The sequence below is a fragment of the Bradyrhizobium sp. WSM2793 genome (assembly GCF_000379585.1).
Classification (GTDB): Bacteria; Pseudomonadota; Alphaproteobacteria; order Rhizobiales; family Xanthobacteraceae; genus Bradyrhizobium.
The window spans coordinates 72,458-98,608 of the sequence record NZ_KB902780.1; the positions used below are offsets into that span (position 1 = coordinate 72,458).

The 26,151-nt window shown below is 65.1% G+C and carries 29 protein-coding genes; all 29 read left to right on the top strand.

Annotated features, from left to right (window positions below):
• The 29 genes from A3AS_RS0115230 (at position 1) to fliR (ending at position 26,144) form a co-directional block, all read left to right on the top strand.
• The gene (locus A3AS_RS0115230; protein WP_018318436.1) at positions 1-1,041 is read left to right on the top strand and encodes a flagellar motor switch protein FliG; all 1,041 of its coding nucleotides are present in this window, start codon (positions 1-3) and stop codon (positions 1,039-1,041) included.
• A gap of 13 nt (positions 1,042-1,054) precedes the next feature.
• The gene (flhB, locus tag A3AS_RS0115235) at positions 1,055-2,140 is read left to right on the top strand and encodes a flagellar biosynthesis protein FlhB (RefSeq protein ID WP_018318437.1); all 1,086 of its coding nucleotides are present in this window, start codon (positions 1,055-1,057) and stop codon (positions 2,138-2,140) included.
• Positions 2,141-2,204: 64 nt separating this feature from the next.
• A complete protein-coding gene (gene flgB / locus A3AS_RS0115240) occupies positions 2,205-2,606 on the top strand; it encodes a flagellar basal body rod protein FlgB (RefSeq protein WP_018318438.1) in 402 nt (133 codons plus the stop codon).
• An 11-nt stretch (positions 2,607-2,617) separates the two neighbouring features.
• Positions 2,618-3,034 carry a flagellar basal body rod protein FlgC gene (gene flgC, locus A3AS_RS0115245; RefSeq protein ID WP_018318439.1) on the top strand — a complete coding sequence of 139 codons (417 nt, stop codon included), beginning with the start codon at positions 2,618-2,620 and terminating at the stop codon, positions 3,032-3,034.
• A 2-nt stretch (positions 3,035-3,036) separates the two neighbouring features.
• The gene (locus tag A3AS_RS0115250) at positions 3,037-3,366 is read left to right on the top strand and encodes a flagellar hook-basal body complex protein FliE (RefSeq protein WP_018318440.1); all 330 of its coding nucleotides are present in this window, start codon (positions 3,037-3,039) and stop codon (positions 3,364-3,366) included.
• A gap of 17 nt (positions 3,367-3,383) precedes the next feature.
• Positions 3,384-4,172 carry a flagellar basal-body rod protein FlgG gene (flgG, locus tag A3AS_RS0115255; RefSeq protein ID WP_018318441.1) on the top strand — a complete coding sequence of 263 codons (789 nt, stop codon included), beginning with the start codon at positions 3,384-3,386 and terminating at the stop codon, positions 4,170-4,172.
• A 13-nt stretch (positions 4,173-4,185) separates the two neighbouring features.
• Positions 4,186-4,662: a flagellar basal body P-ring formation chaperone FlgA gene (flgA, locus tag A3AS_RS0115260; protein ID WP_018318442.1), complete on the top strand. Its 477-nt coding sequence runs from the start codon at positions 4,186-4,188 to the stop codon at positions 4,660-4,662.
• Positions 4,659-5,789, top strand: coding sequence for a flagellar basal body P-ring protein FlgI (gene flgI, locus A3AS_RS0115265; protein ID WP_018318443.1), 1,131 nt, complete (start codon positions 4,659-4,661; stop codon positions 5,787-5,789). The genes flgA and flgI overlap by 4 nt, the downstream gene beginning before the upstream one ends.
• A 67-nt stretch (positions 5,790-5,856) precedes the next feature.
• On the top strand, positions 5,857-6,624 hold the full coding sequence (locus A3AS_RS0115270; protein ID WP_018318444.1) for a MotE family protein: 768 nt from the start codon (positions 5,857-5,859) through the stop codon (positions 6,622-6,624).
• Complete coding sequence (gene flgH, locus A3AS_RS0115275; protein WP_018318445.1) at positions 6,625-7,332, top strand: flagellar basal body L-ring protein FlgH; 708 nt, start codon at positions 6,625-6,627, stop codon at positions 7,330-7,332. It begins immediately after the preceding gene.
• A 42-nt stretch (positions 7,333-7,374) separates the two neighbouring features.
• Positions 7,375-7,818, top strand: a complete 444-nt coding sequence (locus tag A3AS_RS0115280; protein ID WP_018318446.1) for a flagellar basal body-associated FliL family protein — start codon at positions 7,375-7,377, stop codon at positions 7,816-7,818.
• Complete coding sequence (gene fliP, locus A3AS_RS0115285) at positions 7,815-8,555, top strand: flagellar type III secretion system pore protein FliP (RefSeq protein WP_018318447.1); 741 nt, start codon at positions 7,815-7,817, stop codon at positions 8,553-8,555. The genes A3AS_RS0115280 and fliP overlap by 4 nt, the downstream gene beginning before the upstream one ends.
• Before the next feature lie 241 nt (positions 8,556-8,796).
• Complete coding sequence (locus A3AS_RS0115290) at positions 8,797-9,702, top strand: flagellin (protein WP_018318448.1); 906 nt, start codon at positions 8,797-8,799, stop codon at positions 9,700-9,702.
• Between the two features lie 263 nt (positions 9,703-9,965).
• Positions 9,966-10,877, top strand: a complete 912-nt coding sequence (locus A3AS_RS0115295) for a flagellin (RefSeq protein WP_018318449.1) — start codon at positions 9,966-9,968, stop codon at positions 10,875-10,877.
• A 299-nt stretch (positions 10,878-11,176) separates the two neighbouring features.
• A complete protein-coding gene (gene fliF, locus A3AS_RS0115300) occupies positions 11,177-12,802 on the top strand; it encodes a flagellar basal-body MS-ring/collar protein FliF (RefSeq protein ID WP_018318450.1) in 1,626 nt (541 codons plus the stop codon).
• Positions 12,799-13,491, top strand: coding sequence for a hypothetical protein (locus A3AS_RS0115305; protein WP_018318451.1), 693 nt, complete (start codon positions 12,799-12,801; stop codon positions 13,489-13,491). Before fliF ends, A3AS_RS0115305 begins: the two co-directional genes overlap by 4 nt.
• A 6-nt stretch (positions 13,492-13,497) precedes the next feature.
• Positions 13,498-14,811: a MotB family protein gene (locus A3AS_RS0115310; protein ID WP_018318452.1), complete on the top strand. Its 1,314-nt coding sequence runs from the start codon at positions 13,498-13,500 to the stop codon at positions 14,809-14,811.
• Complete coding sequence (locus A3AS_RS0115315) at positions 14,808-15,986, top strand: chemotaxis protein (RefSeq protein WP_018318453.1); 1,179 nt, start codon at positions 14,808-14,810, stop codon at positions 15,984-15,986. The genes A3AS_RS0115310 and A3AS_RS0115315 overlap by 4 nt, the downstream gene beginning before the upstream one ends.
• Positions 15,983-17,308 carry a flagellar hook-length control protein FliK gene (locus tag A3AS_RS0115320; RefSeq protein WP_018318454.1) on the top strand — a complete coding sequence of 442 codons (1,326 nt, stop codon included), beginning with the start codon at positions 15,983-15,985 and terminating at the stop codon, positions 17,306-17,308. Before A3AS_RS0115315 ends, A3AS_RS0115320 begins: the two co-directional genes overlap by 4 nt.
• On the top strand, positions 17,259-17,840 hold the full coding sequence (locus A3AS_RS0115325) for a transglycosylase SLT domain-containing protein (protein WP_026202021.1): 582 nt from the start codon (positions 17,259-17,261) through the stop codon (positions 17,838-17,840). Before A3AS_RS0115320 ends, A3AS_RS0115325 begins: the two co-directional genes overlap by 50 nt.
• A gap of 90 nt (positions 17,841-17,930) precedes the next feature.
• Positions 17,931-19,163: a flagellar hook protein FlgE gene (locus A3AS_RS0115330; RefSeq protein ID WP_018318456.1), complete on the top strand. Its 1,233-nt coding sequence runs from the start codon at positions 17,931-17,933 to the stop codon at positions 19,161-19,163.
• 34 nt (positions 19,164-19,197) lie between these two features.
• A complete protein-coding gene (gene flgK, locus A3AS_RS0115335; RefSeq protein WP_018318457.1) occupies positions 19,198-20,676 on the top strand; it encodes a flagellar hook-associated protein FlgK in 1,479 nt (492 codons plus the stop codon).
• Positions 20,677-20,679: 3 nt separating this feature from the next.
• Entirely contained in the window at positions 20,680-21,726 is a 1,047-nt protein-coding gene (locus A3AS_RS0115340; protein ID WP_018318458.1) for a flagellar hook-associated family protein, read from the top strand.
• Positions 21,727-21,781: 55 nt separating this feature from the next.
• Positions 21,782-22,126, top strand: coding sequence for a flagellar biosynthesis regulator FlaF (flaF, locus tag A3AS_RS0115345; RefSeq protein ID WP_026202022.1), 345 nt, complete (start codon positions 21,782-21,784; stop codon positions 22,124-22,126).
• Positions 22,126-22,536, top strand: coding sequence for a flagellar biosynthesis repressor FlbT (flbT, locus tag A3AS_RS0115350; protein ID WP_018318460.1), 411 nt, complete (start codon positions 22,126-22,128; stop codon positions 22,534-22,536). The genes flaF and flbT overlap by 1 nt, the downstream gene beginning before the upstream one ends.
• A gap of 14 nt (positions 22,537-22,550) precedes the next feature.
• Complete coding sequence (flgD, locus tag A3AS_RS0115355) at positions 22,551-22,973, top strand: flagellar hook assembly protein FlgD (protein ID WP_018318461.1); 423 nt, start codon at positions 22,551-22,553, stop codon at positions 22,971-22,973.
• Entirely contained in the window at positions 22,970-23,236 is a 267-nt protein-coding gene (gene fliQ, locus A3AS_RS0115360) for a flagellar biosynthesis protein FliQ (RefSeq protein ID WP_018318462.1), read from the top strand. Before flgD ends, fliQ begins: the two co-directional genes overlap by 4 nt.
• 77 nt (positions 23,237-23,313) lie before the next feature.
• Complete coding sequence (flhA, locus tag A3AS_RS0115365) at positions 23,314-25,395, top strand: flagellar biosynthesis protein FlhA (RefSeq protein WP_018318463.1); 2,082 nt, start codon at positions 23,314-23,316, stop codon at positions 25,393-25,395.
• Entirely contained in the window at positions 25,392-26,144 is a 753-nt protein-coding gene (gene fliR, locus A3AS_RS0115370) for a flagellar biosynthesis protein FliR (RefSeq protein WP_018318464.1), read from the top strand. Before flhA ends, fliR begins: the two co-directional genes overlap by 4 nt.
• Positions 26,145-26,151 lie beyond the last annotated feature (7 nt).

Consider the following 26,151-nt stretch of genomic DNA (forward strand, 5'->3'; position numbering starts at 1 on the left):
ATGGCGGCACAGGTCGGCATCGCTCCCGTCAAGCAGCGAGGCGTTGCCACGCTGGGCGGTACGGAAAAGGTCGCGGCGCTGCTGCTGGCCATGGGCCGGCAGGCGGCCGCGAGCGTTCTTGCGCAATTCGAGCCGCAGGATATTCGCATCGTTACCAAGGCCGCGGCCGAGCTGCGGCCGATCACGGCGCAAGAACTCGAATCCATCGTCGAGGAGTTCGCCCAGCAATTCTCGATGGGCGCGAACATTCTCGGCACCCTCGGTGGCCTCGAGGCCGTGCTGGGCGACGTGCTTCCAGCCGACCAGGTGTCGGCGATCATGTCGGACCTGCTCGGCAATTCGAGCCGGTCGGTGTGGGACCGTGTCTCGTCGGTGTCCGAAAACTCGCTCGCGAGCTACCTGTCCAAGGAGCATCCGCAGACCGCGGCGCTGATCCTGTCCAAGGTCAAGCCGGCCTGCGCCGCCAAGGTCATGAGCCAGCTGCCCTCGAGCCTGCGCAACGAATTGATGCGGCGCGTACTCAGCCTCAAGCCGATCGCCGACGACGCCATGAGGGTGCTCGAGAAGACGCTGCATGAGGATCTGACGCTGAACTTCGCCCGCAACCTCGGCGCCGACACTTACGCCCGCGTCGCCGACATCATCAACAAGATGGAGCGCGGACATATCGAGGACATGCTCAAGAGCCTGTCGGAGAAGCGGCCGAAGTCGGCCGAAGTGCTGAAGGAGCTGCTGTTCACTTTCGACGACGTCATCAACCTGGCGCCGAAGGCGCGCACCATGATCTTCGACCAGGTGCCGACCGACCGTATCGTCGTCGCGCTGAAGGGCACCGACAAGCATTTCCGCGAACTGATCCTGTCCGCGGTCGCCTCGCGCGTCCGCCGCGTCGTCGAGCACGAGCTCGCCATCGGCGAGCCGTCGAACCAGCGTGACGTGCTGGAGGCGCGCCGCGTCATCACCGACCTCGCGCTCGAGCTCGCAGAGAAGGGTGAAATCGAGCTCAATCCCGACCAGGAGGATGAGCTGGTCTTCCGCTGACCGCTGAACGGGCATGGCAGAATCATCCGATCAGGAGAGCAAGACAGAAGAGCCGACCGAGAAGAAAGTCCGTGATGCGCTCGAACAGGGCAAGATCCCGGTCTCTCGGGAGGCCTCTATTTTCGCCTCGATGGCCGCGCTGATGGTCATTCAGGCGTTCCTGATCGGCCAGGGCGTGCAGCAATTGACGCCGACGTTGAAGAACCTGCTGGACGATCCCGAAGGCTTCCCGCTCTCGACCGGCGCGGACGCGCAGAACCTGCTGACCGTGGTCGGCCTCCAGGCATTGCGCTTCCTGGTGCCGCTGGTCGTCGCCCTCGGCGCGTTCGGGCTCGCTGCCTCGCTGCTGCAAAACGCGCCGCGCCTGGTGCTGGAGCGCATCAAGCCCGACCTGTCGCGAATTTCTCCGATCAGCGGCTGGAGCCGTCTGTTCGGAACGCAGGGACTGGTCGAATTCGCCAAGTCGCTGTTCAAGCTGGCCGCGGTGACCTCCGTGGTCGCCTTCGTGCTGCGCGCGTCGGAGGCGAAGGCGTTCGAGGCGATGTACACCGATCCGGTTGCGCTACCGGAGATGATTCTCAACATCGCGATGCGGATCGTCTCGGCGATCTGCATCGCGACCATCGTCCTGGTGGCGATCGATCTCGCCTGGGCACGCTTCCACTGGCGGCGCCACTTGCGCATGACCAAGCAGGAGATCAAGGACGAGCACAAGCAGGCGGAAGGCGATCCGCTGATCAAGGCGCGCCTGCGCTCGCTGGCGCGCGACCGCTCGCGGCAGCGGATGATCGTGTCCGCATCGCGCGCGACGCTGGTGATCGCGAACCCGACGCACTTCGCGATCGCATTGCGCTACAAGCGCGAGGAAAATCCCGCGCCGCTCGTGGTGGCCAAGGGCATGGACGTGATCGCGCTGAAGATCCGCGAGGTCGCCGAGCAGAACCGGATTCCAGTGATCGAGAACAAGGCGCTGGCGCGCGCACTCTACGAGGCGGTGCAGGTCGATCAGGTGATCCCGGCGGAATTCTTCCGCCCCGTCGCCGAGATCATCTACTTCCTCCAGTCGAAGCAGGCGTCGCGGACCGAGAAGGTCCAGTAGAATTCAGAGGACGACGTCCGGCCCAACAGCTTGACGAAAGCTTAACGCCCTAGGCTTCTCCCGAATGGACCAGAACGGGGCTGTCGTGGGACCGCTTTATCTCTTCGAACTCGCATCGTCGCAGGCGCGGTACCTCGAGCTCCGCCAGTCGACCATCGCCACCAACGTCGCCAACGCCAACACGCCCGGCTTCAAGGCGCGCGACGTCGAGCCCTTCAACAAGGTGCTCGACGGCTTGCCGGTGAGGCTTGCGATGACGTCGCCGTCGCACATGCAGCTGGCCGCGGCCGAGACCGACACGCGGGCGACCGCGAAGAAGGACAGCTGGGAAGTGGTTCACTCCGGCAATTCGGTCAGCCTCGAGCAGGAAATGATCAAGGGCAGCGACGTCAGTCGCGATTACTCGATGAACTCGGCGATCGTGCGGTCTTTTCACCGCATGCTGCTGTCGAGCGCGAAGAGCTGAGGTGAATTGAGATGCTGGACTCACTGCAAGCGTCATTGACGGTCGCGAGCTCCGGGCTCGAAGCGCAGTCGACGCGTATGCGCATCGTCTCGGAGAATTTGGCGAACGCGACCTCGACGGGGCGCACCGCCGGCGCCGATCCCTATCAGCGCAAGACGATCACCTTCGATGCTGCGATGGATCGTGCCTCGGGCTCGCAGCTGGCGAAGGTCAAGGAGATCGGGGTCGACACCACGCCGTACCGCGTGGAGTACGACCCGGGACATCCCGCTGCCGACAAGGCAGGCTACGTCAAGCTGCCGAACGTCAACATGATGATCGAGATGGCCGACATGCGGGAAGTCAACCGGTCCTATGAAGCCAATCTCCAGGTCGTGAAACAGGTGAGGTCGATGCTCGGCATGACCATGGACCTCTTGAGGAGCTGACAATGCTTGAGGCAATTTCATCCACTGCGATTTCCGCCGGGCAGGCGGCGAGCCGTGCGACCGAGGCGCAGGCCATCTCGCCGGCGGCGCCGACCGCCATTCAGTCCACCGACGATGTCGGCTTCGAATCGGTGATGAAGCAGGTGACGACCGACGCGATCGGGACGCTGAAGGCAGGCGAAGCGGCGTCGATCTCGGCGATGCAGGGCAAGGAATCGACGCGCAAGGTCGTGGAGGCGCTGATGTCGGCCGAGCAGGCCTTGCAGACGGCGGTCGCGGTTCGCGACAAGGTCGTGCAGGCCTACCAGGAAGTCGTCCGGATGTCGATTTGATCTGAAGGAATGAAGCTGTGAAATCGCTCGCCATTGCGGCCACGGGCATGAACGCCCAGCAGACCAACATCGAAGTGATCGCGAACAATATCGCGAACATCAATTCGACGTCGTACAAGCGTGCGCGCGCCGAGTTCACCGATCTGTTCTACCAGATGGACCGTATGCAGGGCGTCGCGAACGTCAACGGCTCCTCGCCGATCCCGGAAGGCGCCAATCTCGGTCTCGGCGTCAAGTCGGCGGCGATCCGCAAGCTGCACATCCAGGGCGCGCTGACGCAGACCGGCAACCCCTACGATATGGCGATCAACGGACGCGGCTGGTTTCAGGTGCTCGGTCCGAACAACGAGGTGCAATACACCCGCGCGGGCTCGTTCAACACCAATGCCAACGGCCAGCTCGTCACGATCGACGGCTATCTGCTGGATCCCGCGATCACAATACCGCAGGGCACGGTCGAGGTCACGGTCAACCAGACCGGCCAGGTCTTCGCCAAGCTGGATACCGAGGTGAACCCGCGCCAGATCGGCCAGCTCAACCTCGCCAACTTCGCCAACGAGGCAGGCCTCGAGCCGCTGGGCAGCAATCTCTACAAGGAGACCACGGCGTCGGGCACGCCGGTCGTCGGCCTGCCGGGCGATTCCGGATACGGCAAGATCAACCAGAAATGGCTCGAAGCCTCGAACGTCGACCCGGTCAAGGAAATCACCGAGTTGATCTCGGCGCAGCGCGCCTACGAAATGAATGCCAAGGTCATCCAGGCCTCGGACGAAATGGCCCAGACAGTATCGAAGGGCATGCGCTAGTTCCGGTGTCTCGATGTTGAACAGGGTGGGCCTGATCGTGCGCGGGTTGGCCGCCGTGCTGCTGGTTCTGGCTTCGGTGCGCCTTGCCATGGCCGAGGAGAAGCGGCTTCCCGTGCCGGCGGTTGCGATCCGCGCCGGCGAGCTGATCCGCGACGACATGATCACCGAGCGCGCCTTCGCGCCGAGCCTGCTCGGCGTTGCCATGTTCGTCGAAGGGCGCCAGGTCCTGGTCGGCCGCATGGCGCGGCGCGCGCTGTTGCCGGGCCAGCCCATCCCAACCAACTCGGTGGAAGACCCCTGGACCGTCGCCCGCGGCGCCATGGTCAAGGTCGTGGTGGAAGACAGCGGCCTGTCCATCGTCACTTACGGCTCGGCGATGCAATCGGGTGCGTCCGGCGCGCTCATCCCGGTGCGCAATACGGATACCGGCGTGATCATCAGGGGCGTGGTCCAGCCGGACGGCACCGTGAAGGTCGTGGACGGGTCATGACCAGAATCCTGCTTGCGCTCGTCCTGCTGCTTTCGGCCGCCAGCGCCCATGCCGCCGTCCGCATCAAGGACATCGCGGACATCAAGGGCCTGCGCGAAAACCAGATCGTCGGCTACGGCCTCGTCATCGGCCTGAACGGCACCGGCGACACGCTTCGCAACGCTCCGTTCACGGAGCAGTCCCTGCAATCGATGCTCGAGAACATGGGCATCAACGTCAGGAACGAGACCACGAGCACCAACAATCCCCCGCGTCCGACGACGCTGCGCACGCGCAACGTCGCGGCCGTGATGGTGACTGCGGACCTGACGCCCTCGATCGGGCCCGGCGAGCGCATGGACGTGACGGTGTCGTCGCTCGGCGATGCGACCTCGCTGCTCGGCGGTACGCTGGTCATGACCTCGCTGCGCGCGGCGGACGGCGCCGTCTACGCGGTGGCGCAGGGCGCGATCACGGTCGCCGGTTACAGCGTCGGAGGCCAGGCGCAGAACGTCAGTCAGGGCACGCCGACGGCCGGGCGCATCCCGAACGGTGCGCTGGTCGAGCGCGAGGTGCAGGGAAGTCTCCATGAGATGGAGTTCCTGGTGCTGCAGTTGAAGAACCCCGACTTCGTCACCGCAACACGCATCCTGGACGCCATCAACCGCTACGCCGGTGGACGCTACCGCGCGCAGATCGCCTTCGAGCGCGACTACCGCACCATCGTGCTGTCGAAGCCGCGCCACATCGGCCCTGTCCGCTTCCTTGCCGAGATCGGGGAACTAACGGTCGAGCCGGATACGCCGGCCCGGGTGGTGATCAACGAGCGCACCGGCACGGTCGTGATCGGGCGCGACGTGCGGATATCGACCGTCGCCGTGACGCACGGCAATCTGACGGTTCGTGTCACGGAGATGCCCGTGGTGTCGCAGCCGGCGCCGTTCTCGCGAGGGCAGACCGTGGTGGTCCCACAGACCGTGGTCGAGGCCAACGAGGCCGGATCTCAGGTGGCGATCCTCAGCGGGGTCGATCTCCAGCGCCTGGTGCGCGGGCTGAACCAGATCGGCCTGAAGCCGTCGGGCATCATCGCGATCCTGCAGGCGATCAAGACGGCTGGTGCGCTCCAGGCCGACGTCATCGTGCAATGATGCGCAAGCGTCGTGCAAGCTTGGTCGCTCAATGCTCGTGTCTCGACCGAGAATCGCACGCCGCCCGATGCTGAAGCTGGATCACAAAGCCAAACTCTTCCTGCTGGTTGCGGCATCCGTGCTCGCGGGCGCATCGCCCGTGCTGGCCCTGGATGAGGCCAAGCAATCGAAGCCGCTCAACCTGCTCTCCTTCGCGCGCGCCCGCGCCTCCGGCCCGCAGAAGCCGCAGCCGATCACGGTGATGCCTGGCGACAATGCGTCGATCCGGGCGACGGCGTGGGCGGCCGAAGACCAGGGACCTGCGACCACCGGCGCGGTGCCTGCTTCCCAGACGCCAGCGGCTGCACCTGCACCACCACCGGCGCGTCCGGCCAAGCCCGGCAGCGCCACGGCGCCGCCGAAACCTGCGCCGCCACAGGCCGCGGTATCGGCGGACAATGAAGTCGCCCTGTTCTGCAGCAACGTCGCCGATCCCGCCGTCGATGCAAGGCTGGCCTGGCAGCTCAAGGAGCTGGAAAAGGCCGAGAGCCTGCTGCGCGAGCGCATTGCCGAGGTCGAGGCCAAGCGCGTCGAATACGAGAAGTGGATGGCGTTGCGCGATGACTTCCTGAAGAAGGCCGAAGCCAGCGTCGTCGAGATCTATTCACGCATGAAGCCTGAAGCTGCGGCGACCCAGATTGCCGGCATGGCGGACGAGACTGCCGCCGCCGTGCTCGCCAAGCTCAGCCCGAGGAATTCGAGCGCGATCTTCAACGAGATGGATACGGCACGCGCGGCGCACCTCGCCGACCTGCTCGGCGGAATGCGTCGCGTGGATGACGGAAAGACCAAATAGATGAAGAAGCCGATCCTCATCCTCTCGCTCGTGCTGGCGTCCGTGCCCTTGGCCGGATGCTTCCATGATCCGTCCGAGGTCCTGACCGGCCCGCAAATGTCGCCGGTCGGCAGCGGCCTCCGGACCCAGGCCGATCCGATCCCGGTGACGCCGCGCATGCGCACGCCTGTCAGCTATCGCTCGACCTGGGACGACGGCACCGATCTCTACCGCGATCCCCGCGCCCGGCGCACCGGCGACGTCGTGACCGTGATCATCTCGATGCAGGACAAGGCCAAGCTCGACAACAAGACCGGCCGCTCGCGCGATTCGCAGGTCAAGTTCGGGCTAGACTGGCTGATGGATGTCGCAGGGTGGAGCGACAAGGGATCGGCCAACGCCAATCTCAGCACCAACACCCAGATCAAGGGCAACGGCCAGATCGACCGCACCGAGGACATCAAGCTCTCGATCGCGGCCATCGTCACCGACGTGTTGCCGAACGGCAATATGATGATCAGCGGCTCGCAGGAGTTTCGCGTCAACACAGAGATGCGCGTGCTCAACGTCGGCGGCATCGTGCGTCCGCGCGATATCTCGCGCACCAACACGATCTCCTACGAGAAGATCGCCGAGGCCCGCGTGTCCTATGGCGGTCGCGGAAATCTGTCCGACGTGCAGCAGCCTGGATGGGGACATCGGATCTATGACGCCGTGGCACCATTCTGAAGTCCGCGCCGGTCTGGCCGCGCCGCGAGGGCAGGGGACGTGATGCGCCTGATTGCGGCCATCGTGGCGCTGACCCTTGTCGCGATCGGTGCGGGCGCGCTGGCCGGGATGCACCTGTTCGCGGCCGCCGAGCGCGTCGCCGACGCGAAGAAAACCGCCACGCCGCCGCCGCTTGCCTCGAGCTACGCCGGCAGCGCGCGGCTCAGGAAGCTGTCTCCGATCGTGACCAACCTGGCCGCGCCGGCCAACAACTGGGCCCGCATCGAAGCCTCCATGGTGACCGAGAGCATGAGCGACGAGGATGCCGGCATCCTGGCCGCCCACATCAGCGAGGACATCGTCACCTATCTGCGTTCGGCGACGGTGACGCAATTCGAGGGATCGCGCGGGCTTCAGCATCTGCGCGACGACCTGACCGAGCGCGCCAATATCCGCTCGTCGGGCAAGGTGCGCGAATTGATCATTGAGACTCTGGTGATTCAGTGAGAGTGAAAATCCTGCTGCTCGCGTTGGTCCTGGTCGTGCTGCCCGAAGTGGCGCTCGCCCAGATTCCGGACCTCAACTCGCTGCTGCCGCCCGGAAACGGCTCGACCAGCGGCCGGATCATCCAGCTGATGGCGCTGATCACGGTGCTGTCGGTGGCGCCGGGACTGCTCATCATGGTGACGAGCTTCACGCGATTTGCGGTGGCGCTGTCGTTCCTGCGTGCCGGCCTCGGCCTGCAGACCACGCCGGCCAATCTGGTGCTGATCAGCCTCGCGCTGTTCATGACCTTCTACGTGATGGCGCCGACCTTCGATCGCGCCTGGGAGACCGGCGTCCAGCCGCTGATGAAGAACGAGATCTCGGAAGAGCAGGCCTATCTGAAGATCACGGATCCGTTCCGCGAGTTCATGCTGGCCCATGTCCGCGACAAGGATCTCCAGACCTTCGAGTCGCTCGCCGCGGAGAGCTTTCGCAAGAAGTTCGACGACAAGCGCGTCGATTTGCGCGTCATCATTCCGGCCTTCATGATCTCCGAGCTGAGGCGCTCGTTCGAGATCGGATTTCTCATCATCCTGCCGTTCCTCGTCATCGACATGATCGTGGCGACGCTGACGATGTCGATGGGCATGATGATGATGCCGCCGACGATCCTGGCGCTGCCGTTCAAGATGCTGTTCTTCGTGCTGATCGACGGCTGGAATCTGCTCGCCTCCGGACTGGTGCGCTCGTTCTCGTAGCGGCGGCGAGCGTCGGCCCGGCGCGTTATGGTTAGCGGAAAGTAATATTAACCATATGATATTGCTGCGGAATTCAAGCCGATCTTAATCCGGCGGCAAGATTCGACGTGTTAGCAAGGCGTCACGGCGGGTTGGACCTCACCCACATCAGTCCAAAGGCATGATGCCGCCCCTCCGTACCGGTGCAAGTCCGGTATGTCCCCTGATGAAAATGTAACGCGTACATAAAGGGACATTCGCAATGTCAAGCCTGCTCACGAACTCGTCCGCCATGACCGCGCTCCAGACCCTGCGGTCTGTCAGCTCGCAACTCTCGACCACGCAGAGCCGGATCTCCACCGGCCAGCGCGTGGCTACCGCCGCGGACAACGCCGCCTACTGGTCGATCGCGACCTCGATGCGCGCCGACAACGCCGCGCTCTCCGCCGTCTCCGACTCGCTCGGTCTGTCGGCCGCGACCGTCGACACCGAGTACACCGCTCTGAACAAGGTCCTCGGCGACAGCAACTCCGGCCTGACCAAGCTGCAGTCGCTGCTGGTCGAAGCCAAGACCGCCGGTATCGATCGCAGCAAGATCCAGTCGGAAATCACTCAGATTCAGCAGGACATGAAGAACGTCGCAAGCGCGGCGACCTTCAACGGCGTCAACTGGCTGAGCACGAACGCCTCCACGCCGACGACCGTCAATCTCGTGTCGTCGTTCTCGCGTGTCGGCTCCACGCCGACCACCAGCTCGATCACGGTGACCGTCGCCAACTACTCGCTGTACACCTCGAGCACGGGCGGCATCCTCGACACGGTGACCGGCAGCGCGTCGGTCGACAGCCTCAACATCGGTGCGCTGACCGACTCGGCTGCTGACCAGACCATTCTCGATGGTTACATCGCGAAGGTCACCGCAGCGATCGGCACGGTGTCTTCGGGCGCCGCCAACCTCGGCGCCATCAAGAACCGTATCTCGAACAACTCGGAGTTCGTGAAGTCGCTGATGGACTCGGTAGATCGCGGTATCGGCCAGCTCGTCGACGCCGACATGAACCAGGAGTCCACCCGCCTGGCGGCCCTCCAGGTCCAGCAGCAGCTCGGCGTTCAGGCGCTCTCGATCGCCAACAACAACAGCCAGAGCATCCTGTCGCTGTTCCGCTAAGCCTTCGACGATCTCGGGAGGGCCGCGCTTCTTGCGAAGCGCGGCCCTTTCGTTTGCCTGACCCGCGCACCGTGATTTCGGCTGCCCTGTTGCAGCGGGGGCACAGCGCCACAAGCCCCGCACAAGCTTCGCCGGCTAGTCTGGCCGTTACGACGGATTGGGTTTACGCGCATTTCCGCAGCCCAAAGGCATGATGCCGCCCTGTCGTACCGGTGCAAGCCCGGTATGTCCCCATCCAATCTGTTTTCAAAGGGACATCAAAGATGGCTTCCAGCCTGCTTACCAACTCCGCTGCAATGACTGCGCTCCAGACCCTCCGGAATGTCAGCGCCAGCCTGCAGACCACCGAAAACCGCATCTCCACCGGCCAGCGCGTCTCGACCGCTTCGGATAACTCGGCCTATTGGTCGATCGCGACCTCGATGCGCGCCGACAACGCCGCGCTCTCCGCCGTCTCCGACTCGCTCGGTCTGTCGGCTGCGACGGTCGACACCGAATACACCGCTCTGAACAAGGTCATCGGCGACCAGAACTCCGGCCTGACCAAGCTCCAGGCGCTGCTGGTCGAAGCCAAGACCGCCGGCATCGACCGCACCAAGATCCAGGCCGAAATCACCCAGATCCAGCAGGACATGAAGAACGTGGCCAACGCGGCGACGTTCAACGGCGTCAACTGGCTGAGCACCAACGCGTCCACGCCGACCACCGTCAACCTGGTGTCGTCGTTCTCGCGCGTCGGCGGCACGCCGACGATCAACACCATCACGGTGACGGTCGCCAACTACTCGCTCTACACCGCGACCACAGGCGGTATCCTGGACACGGTGACCGGCAGCGCGTCGGTCAACACCATCGGTATCGGTTCGCTGACCGACTCGACGGCCGACCAGACCATCCTCGACGGCTACATCGCGCAGGTCACCACCGCGATCAACACGGTCAGCCAGTCCGCCGCCAACCTCGGTGCCATCAAGAACCGCATCTCGAACAACACTGAGTTCGTGAAGTCGCTGATGGACTCGGTGGATCGCGGTATCGGCCAGCTCGTCGACGCCGACATGAACGCGGAATCGACCCGACTCCAGGCGCTGCAGACCCAGCAGCAGCTCGGCGTTCAGGCGCTCTCGATCGCCAACCAGAACAGCCAGAGCATCCTGTCGCTGTTCCGCGGCTAAGCGGCGCTTTCGAAAACGACCGTGCTCCCTTAAGGGAGCACGGTCCCCGCCGTGACCGGCGGAGGGCGGCACAAGACGCCCGCAATCGATCTCCCGACGTTGAATTTCATGCGATACGCCGCGGCCGATCGTGCGGCCATGCGTCCCGGCGCATGTAGCCGCTGGCCCGATTGCGTCACCCGGCCTTCTTGTAAAATTGCAACGCCTCGCCTGCGAACTGACACATTCGTGTCCTCGCGCAACCTTCAGACAAGGTTGGCAGCGGAGTGTCCCGTACGTTCGCATTGGTACGAGGTCATATGCTCAGTCGTGCGCAGGTACAGCAACTGCTCAACAATCTGCTGGAGCTTGGGCCGCGACGCCTGATGGCCCTGGGCCTGATCGGTTTTGCCGTTCTCGTGACCGTCGTCGGCGGCGCGTACTATCTGAGCCGGCCTGAATTCGAGACGCTCTATACCGGCCTCACCCGCGAAGACGTGACGCGCATGGGCGCCGCGCTGCGCGAGCAGAACATCACCTTCGACGTCAATACGGCCGGCGACGCGCTCTCGGTGCGCCCGAGCCAGACCATGCAGGCGCGGATGCTGCTGGCCGAGAAGGGGCTGCCGACCAGCGCCAATTCCGGCTACGAGTTGTTCGACAAGATCGGCTCGCTCGGCCTGACCTCGTTCATGCAGGAGGTCACCAAGCTCCGGGCGCTGGAAGGCGAGATCGCGCGCACGGTGCAGTTGATGAAGGGCGTCAAGGCGGCGCGGGTGCATATCGTGCTGCCGGTGCGCGGCTCGTTTCGCGCGACGCAGCAGCCGCCATCGGCATCGGTCGTGCTGCGCACCGACGGCGCGATCGAGGCCCGCACCGCGCAGTCGATCCGCCATCTCGTCGCCGCCGCCATTCCAGGCATGAACCGCGACAAGGTGACGGTGCTGGATGCCGACGGTTCGATGCTGCTCGCCGAGGAGGACGAGGCGAGCGCCGCCCCGACCAAGATGGCGAGCCTGCAGAAGACGGTCGGCGGCATGGTGCAGGAGAACATCCGCAAGGCGCTGACGCCGTATCTGGGCCTCGACAATTTCGAGGTCAGCGTCGCGCCGCAGCTCTCCACCGACAAGCGGCAGATCAACGAGACCGTCTACGATCCGGAGAGCCGGGCCGAGCGTTCGGTGCGGAACGTGCGCGAGAAGGAATCCTCGCAGAACGCCGACCGTTCGACGCCGACCACGGTGCAGCAGAACCTTCCCGATCAGCAGGTCAACGCCGGCGGCGGCAAGAACTCCAGCGAGGACAAGACCCGCCGCGAGGACGTCACCAACTTCGAGGTCTCGTCCAAGACCACGACGACGGTGAGCGACGGCTATTCGGTGAAGAAGCTCTTCATCGCCGTCCTGGTCAATCGGGCGCGGCTGGTCGCCGATCTCGGCGACAAGAGCAACCAGGCCATCGTCGACAGCAAGCTCGCCGAGATCAGCCAGCTCGCGGCGACGGCCGGCGGACTGGACAAGCAGCGCGGCGACCAGATCCAGGTGACGGCCGTCGACTTCATCGAGGGCTCGCGTGAGCTGGCCCCGGTGCCGCCGATCAGCTTCGTCGAGATGATCAACAAGCAGCTCGGCAGCGTCATCAACGCGGTGACGATCCTGGCCGTTGCGTCGATGCTGGTCTGGTTCGGCTTGCGGCCGGCGGTCAACGGCATTCTGACCCATCGCGCGGAGCAGGAGCAGGTGGAGGCCGCCGAGGCCGCTGAGATCGAGGCTGCTGCCGCCCTTGCATTGGCCGAGAGTCAGGACCCCGAGCTCAATCTCGTCGAAGATCTCGAAGGCAAGATGCAGCGAACGCCGCAGAAGCGACTGGAGCAGATCGTCCGGCTCGACCAGGCGCAGGCCGCAGCGATCCTTAAAGACTGGATGCGACGCGAGGAGGCGGCATGAACGCGGCAATCGGAAAGTTCCTGACGCAGTTCGACGCGAACGGCCGGGCCAAATCACCGCCGCCTCCGCCGCCCAGGATCCAGGACGTGCTGACGAGGCCGAAGGAGGTCATGCGCGAGCCTTCGCCGCAGCCCCAGGCCCATTCGCAGCCGCTGCCGCAGTCGCCGTCTCCGGCGCCGAAGGCGGAAGCGCCGCCGGCCAATGTCCTGGACGATGCCTACCGCCGCGGCCATGCGGCCGGCGTCGCGGAAGGCGACGCCAGGCTTGCCGAGGAGCGCGTCCGAAGCGCGATCCGGCTCGGCGAGGAGCGCGCCAAATGGTCCGACCAGCAGGCGGTCGCGATCGTCAGCGGCTTCGAGACGGCTTGCCGCGAGATCGAGACCAACATCGCAAGCTCCGTGGCGCGGATACTGCTGCCGTTCCTCACCGAGGCGGTCCGCGACAAGGCGATCGGATCGCTGGTCGAGCAGATCGCGGCACTGACCGGCAATTCGTCGGTGCCGGCGTTCAAGGTCACCGGCCCGAGCGAGCTGCTCGACCTCGTGAAGACGCAGCTCGAGACGTCGAGGCGCACCGGCATCGAGTACGAGGCCGCCGACACCCTGGAGGTTCGCGTCGTGGCCGACCAGACCGTGATCGAGACGCAGATCACGGCCTGGAGCGAGCGCCTGAAGGAAGCACGCCGGTAACCCGCCATGGAAGAGGTCAAGCATGAACTCGTGATCGTCCGCCGGCGCAGCGCTTTCGCTGAGGAGGCGCATCACGGCGGCGTGTGGAAGATCGCCTACGCGGACTTCATGACCGCAATGATGGCGTTCTTCCTGGTCATGTGGCTGCTCAACGCGCTCAACCAGGACCAGAAGCAGGTCGTCGCGAGCTATTTCAATCCGATCCAGCTCGCGGAAAATGCCCCCGCGCCGAAGGGCCTGAAGAATCTCTCCAAGAAGGAGCCGACCTCGTTCGAAGGTCAGGACGGCAAGCGTCAGCCGGCCGGCTCGAACGAGGAACGTCGCGGCGACTCGCCGACGGCCGAGAAGCCGGCCTCCTATGAAGAGAAAGTCCTGTTCCGTGATCCCTATGCGACGCTCTCCGAGATCGCGAACAGCGCGAACCAGTCCACGGGACAGCGGCGCGCCGGCGCGCTGACGTCCGCCGAAGAGGATGGTCTCAAGGGCGGCGACGCCTACCGCGATCCCTTCGACCCCGGCTATTGGAAGCTGGCGCCGCAAGCATCCAAGGATGCCGATCGCATGATCGAGAGCGAGCCCAAGCCGAATGCCTCCGCGCGCGACGGCGCCTCAGGCACAAATCAGGGCGAGCCGCAGGCCCGTCGTGCCAAGGCGGACGATGCCGGCGGAAGCCTGGCGCCGAACGCGGATGCGTCGTCCGCAAACCTGTCGCCGCTATTGCCGCCGGGGCCCGCGCCGGCGCAAGCCCCGCGCGAGGGCAGCGCGCAAGCGAGCGTTCAAGCCAACGCCGCCGCGCAGGCGCGTCCCAACGATACGACGAAGGAGTCTGAGCCGCGCGATGCGGCGCAAACCCAGCAGCCGACCGTGAAGCAGCTTCAGGCCGCGATCGCGGACGCGCTGTCTGACATCAAGGCGGGCGCCGGGCCGGCGGCCGAGGTGCGTCAGGTCGAGGAGGGCCTCCTGATCAGCCTGACCGACGATGCGAGCTTCGGCATGTTCGCGGTCGGCTCGGCCGAGCCGCGGCCCGAGCTGATCCGCGTGATCGACAAGATCGGGCCGTTGCTGACGAAACGCCAGGGCATGATCATCGTCCGCGGCCATACCGACAATCGGCCGTATCGTTCTGAGACTTACGACAATTGGCGGCTGTCGACCGCCCGCGCGCAGATGGCCTATTACATGCTGGTTCGCTCCGGCGTCGACGCGCAGCGGATCGAGCATGTCGAAGGCTATGCCGACCGCCGGCCGAAGCTTCCGAACGATCCGGCGGCTGCTCAGAACCGCCGAATCGAGATCCTGATCCGTGAGAAGCGCCCTTGATCAGGCCGTTCCTCTGCGCCGTCCTGTTGCTCCTGCCGTTCACGGCAGCGAACGCGCTCGCACAACCCGCGCGCCACTCGGGCGAGCCCTATGAGCTCGTCCGCGCGTTGCAAGCCGTGCAGGACGGCATCGCCAACGGTGACACCGCCGCGCATGGCAGCCACGTCGCGCTGATCCGGCAGATCGGAGAGAAGTTTCTCGCCGCCGATCCGGACGTGTGGAGCAATGCGCAGAACAGCCAGGCTGCAGTCATCTACCTGCTCAGCGGCGGCGCGCCGCAAATCGTCCGCAAGCTGCCGCGCGACAAGATGAACGTCGACGAGCGGCTGTTCAACGGCGCGCTCGCCTATGTCGAGGGCCGTCAGGAGGAGGCGCGGGAGCTGCTCAAGGACGTCAAGCCGCGGACGTTGTCCTCCGGCCTTGGCGGACAGGTCGCGCTGGTCCAGGGCGCGTTGTTCGCGCGTTCCGAGGCATCGCTGGCGATCGAGCGTCTGGACGACGCGCGCCTGCTCCTGCCCGGTACGCTGGTGGAGGAGGCGGCGTTGCGGCGCGAGATCCTGCTGGTGGGGCAGGCGGAGGATTTCGAGAAGTTCGAGTTCCTGGCGCTGGCCTATATCCGCCATTACCGCAACTCGATCTATGCTGGCGATTTCTGGCAGCGCTTTTCCTCGGGCCTGACGCAATCGAGTCTGGCGCTCGACGATCGCCGCTTCGCGCGGATCGCAGCGCTGCTCGAGCAGCTTGATCGCGCGAGCCGCCTCAAGCTCTATCTCGTGATCGCGCGCGCGGCGATGGTGCGCGGGCAGATGGCCGTGACGCGGCTTGCCGGCGAGCGGGCGCTGACGCTCAGCGCCGACGCCTCGGCGGATCGCGAGCGGGCGCATTTCTTCCGCGGCGCCGCGCGAGCGCTCACCGACGAATATGACGGCGGTCTTGCCGAGCTGAAGGCAGTCGACCGGTCGAAGCTGCCCGAGCGCGACGTGCCCCTTATGAATGCCACGGTGCAGCTCGCGCTCGATGTTCGCAAGCCGTTTCCGGGCGGATCCGCCGCCTCGGCCGACAAGCCTCCGGCAACGCCGGCGCGTCTCGATCTGGCGTCATCGACCGTGACGCTCGCGCGCGCGCAGAAGCAGCTCGGCGAACTCGAACTCCTTACCAGGGACCGCCGCCCATGACCAAGCTCAGTGGAACCTCCGGACAGCTCTTCTCGGGTCTCGCCGAGAGCCTCAACATCCGCGGCACGTCGCGTTCGGCAAAGAGCGCCGGGGCCAAATCGCAGGCTGGCTCGTCGTTCAACGATCTGCTCCACACCGTCTCGAACCTCGCCAAGCAGGCACTCAACGATGAGGGCAGCGATACGACGGCGAAGGCCGGAGCGCTGCGCACGCGTCTGGCCCACCCAGCGGGCAAGGACAAGTCGAAGGACGAGACGGACGAGCGCACCGAGGCGACCGACCTGCTCAAGGCTGGCGACCAGACGACCGACAAATCGTCGGAGACGCAAAGTCCGGTCGATCATGATCCGAAGCCGGACGTTTCGAACCGCCCGAACGCTCCCGCGATCGTGGGACAGGATCTCGTTGCCGCATCGGCCGCGAAGCCGCAAATGCCGTCGCACTCGGGCGACAGGAAAGACGTGCCCGCGCGCGACGAGCGCTCATCCGGGACGAGGCGTGAGGTTGCAGCGGCAGGCATGGCGAAGGCAACGACAGCGGATTCCGCGCCGTCTGCTGCCGTTCCGACCGGCGCGCGTGCACAAGGCGATGCATCGCAAGCCGCGGCCGCACAGCCAGGCAGCGAGGCTTCCGCCAAAGCCATGCCCGCGACCTCAGGCTTCGAGGCGGTCACGGCCAATGTCGAACGCGCCGCCAAGGTCTCGACGCGCGATGCATTGCCCGAGACGACCAAGGTCACCGTGGTCCAGCAGGAGACCCATCTGCCCCCGGCGCAGTTCAACGCCCCGCAACAGGTCGCCAATGCGGTCGTCGCCGAGCTGAAGGACTCCGCAGCCCCGGCGGCGTCGGCAGCGCCCGATCTCGCAGCATCCCAGACCAATGCGCCGGATCAGCCGCTCAAGATCCTGACCATCAATCTCGAGCCGCCGGCGCTCGGCAACGTCACCGTGCGCCTTAGTCTCGTCGGCACCGAAGTGTCCGTCCACCTTGCGGCCGCGCGCAAGGACACGAGCCAGATGCTGGATCAGCAGCGCGACCAGATCCGCGATCTCATGCAGACGGCGGGTTATGTCGCCGACGTCGCGCCCGTGCAGCACGGCTCGCTGGATGGATTCCAGAGCGGCTCCGGCCAGTCGCAGCCGCAGCTCTCGGGCCAGCAACAGCCCTCGTCGCAGTCGCAAGGTGCGTTCGGTGGCGCAGGCACGTCGTCGGGGCAATCCGATGGCGGCGCGAAACAAGCCCGCCAGGAACGCCAGCCCCAGGAGACGCGTCATGACCAGGACGTGGGTCAGCCGAATCGTCGCGGCCCTGTTTATCTGTAATGCGGGCGCCGCGGACGCGGCCACCGACGTCATGCGCCCCTGCGAGCGCGAGATGGCGCGCGCGGCCCAGCAGCATGGGATTCCGCTCGGCATTCTCTATGCAGTCGGTCTCACCGAGACCGGCCGCCGCGGCGCGCTTCATCCTTACGCCCTCGGCGCCGACGGCCAGACCGTGTTCGCCAGGGACATGGATAATGCGATCGCAAATTTCCAGGTCATGCGCAGCAAGGGCATCAAGCTGATCGATCTCGGCTGCATGCAGATCAATCATTACTATCACGGCGACAAGTTCGTCTCGGTGCGCGCGATGTTCGATCCCGCCAAGAACGTCGAATATGCCGCGCGCTTCCTGAAAGAGCTGAAGCAGCGCGAGGGCAGCTGGACCATGGCGGTGGCTCGCTACAATGCCGGGCCCAACAACCAGCCGGCGCAGAAGCGCTATGTCTGTCACATCGTGGCGCACCTCGTGTCGAGCGGTTTCGGCGCCTGGACCGACAAGGCACGCTCGTTCTGTCAGCCGAAAACGACATGACGACGTGAAGTTGTGCATGGTTCCGAACCATCAGCCCCGCGCAAGCAAGATCCCCCATTGTAACTGCAACCTACCAAAGGAGCCCACTTCATGAGCCTGTATGGTGTTATGCGCACCGGCGTTTCCGGTATGAGCGCGCAGTCCAACAAGCTGTCGACGGTTTCGGACAACATCGCGAACGTCAACACCACCGGTTACAAGCGGGCTTCGACCGAATTCTCCTCGCTGATCCTGAAGAGCGGTTCCGGCAATTACGATTCCGGCGCCGTCGAGACGACCGTCCGTTACGCCATCAGCGACGCCGGGCATACGCAGTTCACGACCTCGTCCACCGACCTTGCAGTGCAGGGCAACGGCTTCTTCGTGGTCTCGAACGCCACCAATACGCAGCAGTATCTGACGCGCGCCGGCTCCTTCGTGCCGGACGCTCAGGGCAACCTCGTCAACGCGGCCGGCTACTACCTTCTGGGCCAGCCCGGTAAAGTGACCAATTTTTCGCAGAACAGCCTGGCCGGAATGCAGATCGTGAACATCGCCCAGGTCTCGCAGGTGCCGGTGCCGTCGACTGCGGGCACCCTGACGACCGGCAATCTCGATCCGAAGGCGGCTGTCATTGCCGGTCCGCCAGGTCCGGCGTCATATTCGTCGAAAAGCTCGATCGTCGCCTACAACAATATCGGTCAGGCCGTTACGCTCGACGTCTATATGTCCCACACCGCGACGGCGGCCGGCTCGGATACCTGGCAGGTTCAGGTCTACAATTCCGCGACGGGCACCTCGCTCGCCGCCGCCACCACTTTCACCTTCGACACGACCGCGACCGGAAAGGGCGCGCTGGCCGCGGCGAGCCCGACGGGCCTTACGTTCACGGTCCCGGGCGGCGCGGCGATGACCATGGACCTGTCGAACATGACGCAGGTTGGAGCCGACTTCAGCTTCAAGGCCACCGTCAACGGCAGCGTCCCAGCGGCGATCGACAAGGTCGATGTCGACGAGGCGGGCCACGTGACGGCGATCCTCAAGAACGGGCAGCAGCTGACGCTCTACACGATCATGCTCGCCGACGTCGCGAGCCCCGACAATCTGACGCCCGAGCCGGGTAACGTCTATTCGACCAACATGAATTCCGGCAATGCGCAGGCCGGGAATGCCGGCACCGGCGGGCTCGGCACGGTCCAGTCCGGTGCGCTGGAGGACTCCAACGTCGATCTCGCGGACGAGCTCACCGGGATGATCGAGGCGCAGCGCGGCTTCACCGCCAACTCGAAATCGTTCCAGACGGGCGCCGACCTGCTCGACGTCGTCGTCAACCTGAAGCGCTGAATTCTCCAGCGCTCACCCCCGGCAAGAGCAGATCATGTCCCTTACCGCCGCCCTCGACTCCGCTCGCGCCTCGCTCATGGCGTCGGGCATCCAGTCGTCGACGATCTCGCGCAACATCGCCGGTGCCAGCGCCACCGGCTATTCGCGCAAGATCGCCGTGCTGGACAACCTACCCGGCACCGGCGTCTATGTCGCGGCGATCCAGCGCGCGGCCAGTTCGGGCCTTTATTCGAACGTGCTGACCGCGACCTCGTCGTCGGCCAAGCAGAACGTGATCTATGACGGCCTGCAGAAGATCGCGGCCGCGACGGTGGACGATCCCGAGCTCGAGCAGTCACCGACCGCCCAGCTCAACAAGCTGAAGCAGGCGCTGCAGCAATTCGCTAACTCCACCGACAATGCGACCCTGGCGCAGGCCGCCGTGACGTCCGCCAAGGACATGGTGACCGGGCTCAACCAGGCCACAAGGACGGTGCAGTCGGTCCGCGAGGGGGCCGACGCCGACATGGCGAATTCGGTCGCCAACATCAACCAGCTGCTGTCCCAGTTCCAGACCGTCAACACCGCCATCGTAAAGGGCACGATCTCCGGCGACGACGTCACCGACTATCTCGACCAGCGCGACAGCATCGTCTCCAGGTTGTCGCAGGAGGTCGGCGTCTCGATGTCGATCCGGACCAATGGAGATGCCGCGCTCTATACCGACAGCGGCGTCGTGCTGTTCGACAAGACGGCGCGGGCCGTGAGCTTTGCGCCGACCAACGCCTATACCGCCGGCACCACGGGCAATGCCGTCTTCATCGACGGCGTTCCCGTGACCGGTGCCAATTCCGTCATGCCGCTCAAGTCCGGCAAGCTCGCCGGCCTGGCCCAGCTGCGCGACAAGGACACGGTCACGTATCAGAGCCAGCTCGACGAAATCGCGCGCGGCCTGATCGACGCCTTCAAGGAAAGCGACCAGTCGGCTGTCCCGACGCTGGCGGACCGGCCCGGCCTGTTCACTTATCCCGGCGCGCCCGCGATGCCCGCGAGCGCCACGATCTCGGTGGGCCTCGCCGGGAGGATCTCGGTTGCCGCCTCGGTCGATCCGGCCGTGGGCGGGAATCCGAACCTGCTGCGTGACGGCGCGATCAGCGGCGTTGCCGCCTATAACTACAACACGACCGGCAATGCCGGCTTCTCGGCGCGGCTGCAGCAGCTCATCAACAAGATGGAAGCGCCGCAGCCGTTCGATGCCACGGCCCAGGGCAAGCCGAGCGGCAGCGTGATCGAGTTCGCGTCTTCCTCGGCGAGCTGGATCGAAAGCCAGCGCAAGACCGCCGACGACAACGTCCAGTATCAGAATACGCTGCTCGACCGCAGCACTGCGGCGCTGTCCAACGTCAGCGGCGTCAATATGGACGACGAGATGGCGTTGATGCTCCAGGTCGAGCGCACCTATTCGGCGTCGTCGAAGATCATTTCCACCGTCGATGAGATGCTGCAGAGCCTGCTGGCTGCCGTGGGGAACTAAGTCATGATGAGCGCGAACTACATCTCGACCCTGATGCTGTCTTCATCGTTGAGGTCGTCGATCACGAACAACCAGAGCGCGCTGACCAAGGCCTCGAAGGAGGCGACCACCGGGCGTTTCGCCGATGTCGGCCTCGAGCTCGGCACGGGAACGGGCCGCGACGTGGCGCTGCGCGCCGATTTCAACTTCGCCGATCAGCTCGTCGACACCAACGAGCTGGTTTCGGGGCGCCTCGACGTGACCCAGAACCGGATCACGCAGCTCGGCAAGACCGCGTCGGAATTCCTCAAGAACCTGATCGCGGCCCGAGACGCCGACAGCGGCGCAAAGATCATCCTGCCGAGCGCGTCCGCGAACCTTCAGGACGTCATCGGCGCGCTCAACGTCTCCTACAACGGGTCGTATCTGTTCGGCGGAATCGATACGCAGACCGTGCCCATCACGAACTACACGGCCGGCTCGGCCAGCAAGAACCAGGTCGATGCGGATTTCCTGGCGACGTTCGGCTTCTCGCAGGCTGCGGCCGGTGTCAGCACCATCACGCCGGCGCAGATGCAGAATTTCCTCGACAACACCTTCGACCCCGAGTTCGCCAGCCCGGCCTGGAACGCCAATTGGTCGTCGGCCACGGACCAGACGCTGTCGAGCCGCATCTCCACGACCGAGGTCGTCGACAGCTCGGTCAGCGCCAACCAGCCCGGCTTCCGCAAGCTGGCCGAGGCCTACACCATGCTCACTGATCTCGGGAACACGAGCCTGAGCAAGGACACGTTTCAGGTCGTCGTCGACAAGGCCATCAGTCTGGTCAGCGGCGCGATCAACGATCTCGCCGTGCTCGGCGGTACCGTCGGCTCGATCCAGCAGCGGGTCACCGGCGCGACCGAGAAGCTGAAGATCCAGAAGGACATCCTCAACGACCAGATCGTCAAGCTGGAGGCGGTCGACCCGACCGAGGCCTCGGTCCGCGTCAACACCCTGCAGACCCAGATCAAGACGGCGCTCGCGCTGACCTCGCAGCTCCAGCAGATCAGCCTCATCAACTATCTCTAGAGCCGAGGCTCGCAACCTCGTCTTGTTAACCGGTCTCCTGCGCAGAGTGATGCTCATGACGTTTGAAGCCTATGAATCGGTCGTCGACGAGAGCGGCTACGAGGCGCGGGGCCGCGAGCGGCAGGCGCTCAGCCTCGGCATCGACCGGCTCGAGCGGATTCAGCGAGGCGTGTTCCGCCTCGAGGATCTGGTCGAGAGCCTGCTCTATGTGCGGCGGCTATGGACGATCTTCATCGAGGATCTCTCGCACCCCGAGAACGGCCTTCCGGACAAGCTGCGCGCCGACATCATCTCGATCGGCCTATGGGTCGTCAAGGAGGCCGATCGGCTTCGCGAGGAGAAGTCGAACGACGTGATGCAGCTCATCGAAATCAACCGCCTGATCCGAGACGCTCTTTGATGAAGATCTCATTGCGGGCGGGCGAACGGATCTACATCAACGGCGCGGTGCTGCGCGTGGACCGCAAGGTCTCCGTCGAGCTGGTCAACGACGTGATGTTCCTGCTCGAAGGGCAGGTCATGCAGGCGTCCGACGCCACCACGGCGCTGCGGCAGCTCTACTTCATCGTCCAGCTCATGCTGATGAACCCGACCGACATCCGCGACGCCGCGGCGCTCTACGCCCAGCATCACGCGGCTCTGTGTGCGGTGTGCGAGAGCCGCGAGATGCTGGACGGACTGGGCGCGGTCGACGAGCTGGTCGAGGCGACCCGCTACTTCGAGGCGCTGAAGCGGATCCGGGCCCTGTTCCCGGTGGAGCAGGCCATCCTGGCCGGCGCCATCACCGAGTCCCCATTCCAGGCTGCCTGACAGCGGAGAGGTACATGAACGTCAACAGCGCGACCGACAGCACGAGCAAGTCGTCCAGTTCGACCGGCTCCACCAATTCGACCTCGAGCAACAGCGTCGACTACAACACGTTTCTTCAGCTTCTCGTCGCCGAGATGAAGAACCAGGATCCGACCAATCCGATGGATACCTCGCAATATATGAGCCAGTTCGCACAGCTCTCGACGGTCGAGCAGGCCATGCAGACCAACTCGAAGCTGGATGCGCTGCTGTCCTCGCAGTCGTTGTCACAGGCCAACGGCCTGATCGGGAAGACCGTCAGCTTCACCGACGCCACCGGCGCCAGCTTCAGCGGCAAGGTCGTCTCGGTCTCCATCAACGCCGACGGCTCCATCGCGACCCTTGAGAACGGCACCAAGGTCGCGGTCGGGCCGGGACTCACGATCAGCCAGTCATGAACGAACGGGACGCTCTCGACATCGTCCAGGCTGCAATCTGGACCATCATCGTCGCCTCCGGGCCCGCGGTCGGCGCCGCCATGCTGGTCGGCACCATCATTGCGCTGATCCAGGCCCTGACCCAGATCCAGGAGGTGACGCTGACCTTCGTTCCGAAGATCATCGTCATTCTCCTGGTCGTTGCCGTCTCCGGCTCCTTCATCGGCGCGCACCTCTCCACCTTCACCGAGATGGTCTATTCGCGGATCGAGCGCGGCTTCTGATCCGCGCCGGCGATCTGCCACCATCCCCGCGTAAGCTTTGCCGGGCAGATTAGGGGTGGACCCCCTGCCGGTGACCCATGGCCGATACGTTAGCTGCTAGCCTGCCGACCCCACGACGATTGGGGGCCGACGCCTTTTTCGCCGGCGGTATCGTGGCCATGCTCACGATCCTGTTCCTGCCGATCCCGCCGATCCTGATCGATCTCGGCCTTGCGTTCTCGATCGCGCTGTCGGCGCTGATCCTGATGGTCGCGCTGTGGATCCAGCGACCGCTCGACTTCTCGGCCTTCCCGACCGTGCTGCTGATCGCGACCATCCTGCGGCTGGCGCTGAACGTCGCGACCACCCGCCTGATCCTGTCGCGCGGCGGGGAGGGCGAGCAGGCCGCCGGCCACGTCGTCGCCGGCTTCTCCAAGTTCGTCATGGGCGGCGACTTCGTCATCGGCCTGATCATCTTCGCCATCCTGGTCACCGTGAATTTCGTCGTGATCACCAAGGGCGCGACGCGTATCGCCGAAGTCGGCGCCCGTTTCACCCTCGACGCCATCCCCGGCAAGCAGATGGCGATCGACGCCGATCTGTCGGCGGGCCTGATCGACGACAAGGAAGCCCAGCGCCGGCGCCGCGAGCTCGAAGAAGAGAGCGCGTTCTTCGGTGCCATGGACGGTGCCTCGAAATTCGTTCGAGGCGATGCCATCGCCGGCCTGATCATCACCGCGATCAACATTTTCGGCGGCATCATCATCGGCGTCACCCATCACGGCCTGACGCTGTCGCGCGCCGCCGACGTCTACACGAAGCTCTCCGTCGGCGACGGTCTGGTGTCGCAGATGCCGGCGCTCATCGTGTCGCTGTCGGCCGGCCTCTTGGTCTCCAAGGGCGGCACGAGAGGATCGGCCGAGCAGGCCGTGCTGCGCCAGCTCGGCGGCTATCCCCGTGCTGTCTCGGCCGCCGCGCTGATGATGTTCGTGCTCGCCTTGATGCCGGGGCTGCCGTTGGCGCCCTTCGTGCTGCTCGGCGGCGTCATGGCCTTCGTCGGCTACTCGCTGCCGAAGCAGCAGGCGGCCTTGAAGCAGAAGGAGGACGCGCGCAAGGCCGACGAGCGCGCCCAGGCTGAGGCCAAGGAATCCGTCAAGGACCAGCTCAAGACCGCCGAGATCGAGCTGGCGCTCGGCGGCCATCTTTCGGTCCATCTGCTGGGCTCGCGCACCGAGCTGGCCCACCGCGTGGCCAAGATCCGCAAGAAGTTCGCCAAGCAGTACGGCTTCGTCATTCCCGAGATCAAGCTCAGCGACAATCTGTCGATCGACCCCAAGGGCTACCAGATCCGGATCCACGACACCCGCGTCGCCCATGGCGAGCTCAGGCTCGGCGAGGTGCTGGTGCTGGTCGACAAGGACGGCAAGCCCGACGTGCCCGGCGAAGAGGTGGTCGAACCCGCTTTCGGCATGAAGGCGCTGTGGGTGACGGAAGCCTTCACGGACGAAGTCAAGCGGCAGGGCTGCAAGCCGGTCGACAATCTGTCGGTGCTGCTCACGCATCTGAGCGAAGTGATCCGGGCGAACCTCGCCCAGCTCCTGTCCTACAAGGACATGCGCGCGCTGCTCGACCGGCTCGATCCCGAATACAAGCGCCTCGTCGAGGATCTCTGCCCGTCGCAGATCTCCTATTCCGGCCTGCTGGCGATCCTGAAGATCCTGCTGGCCGAGCGGGTCTCGATCCGCAATCTTCACCTCATCCTCGAGGCGATCGCCGAGATCGCGCCTCATGTGCGGCGCTCCGAGCAGGTCGCAGAGCACGTGCGGACCCGGCTTGCCCAGCAGATCTGCGGCGATCTCTCCGACAACGGCGTGCTCAACGTCGTCCGGCTCGGCAACCGCTGGGACCTGGCGTTCCATCAGAGCCTGAAGCGCGACGCCAAGGGCGACGTCGTCGAGTTCGACGCCGATCCGCGCCTGATCGAGCAGTTCGCGACCGAAGCCAGCGCCGCGATCCGCAAGTTCACCGAGAACGGCACCAGCGTCGTGTTGGCGGTGACGCCGGAAGCCCGGCCCTATGTCCGGATGATCCTGGAGCGGGTGTTCCCGACCTTGCCGATCCTGTCGCATGTCGAAGTCGCGCGCAGCGCCGAGATCAGGGCGCTCGGAGCGGTGTCGTGATCAGCGGCCTTGCCGACAGCGTGCTGGTGACGTTCATCGTGTTCTGCCGCATCGGCGCCTGCCTGATGCTGGTGCCCGGCTTTTCCAGCGTCAACGTTCCGGCCCAGGTCCGCCTGTTCGTCGCGCTCGTCACGACCTTCGCGCTGACGCCGATCCTGATCGCGGTGCTGAAGCCGCTCACGGACAACGCCGCGCCGCTGACGCTGGCGCTCCTGATCTGCTCCGAGCTCGTGGTCGGCAGCGTCATCGGGCTCGGCGGGCGGGTGTTCTTCCTCGCGCTCCAGACCATGGCGACCGTGATGGCGAGCGCGATCGGGCTCAGCAACATCCCGGGAACGCCGGTTGCCGACAGCGATCCGGCGCCGGCGCTGGTGCCGCTGATCATGGTGTCGGTCACCACGCTGTTCTTCATGACCGACCAGCATTGGCAGGTCCTGCGCGGGCTGATGAACTCCTACGACGTCTGGCGTCCCGGCGACAGGCTCGGCGGCGGCATGGCACTCGACCTGCTCGTCGGCCGCCTGTCGGAAGCATTCGTGCTGACGCTGCGGATCGCCAGCCCGTTCATCGTCTATTCGGTGATCGTCAACCTGGCGGTCAGCCTGATCAACAAGCTGACGCCGGCAATTCCGGTCTATTTCATCTCCGTGCCCTTCGTGCTGTTCGGCGGCTTCCTGCTGCTCTACCTCACGAGCGACGAGCTGCTGACGCAATTCATGCTCGGCCTCTCGTCCTGGCTGGCGGAGTAAGCCTGTG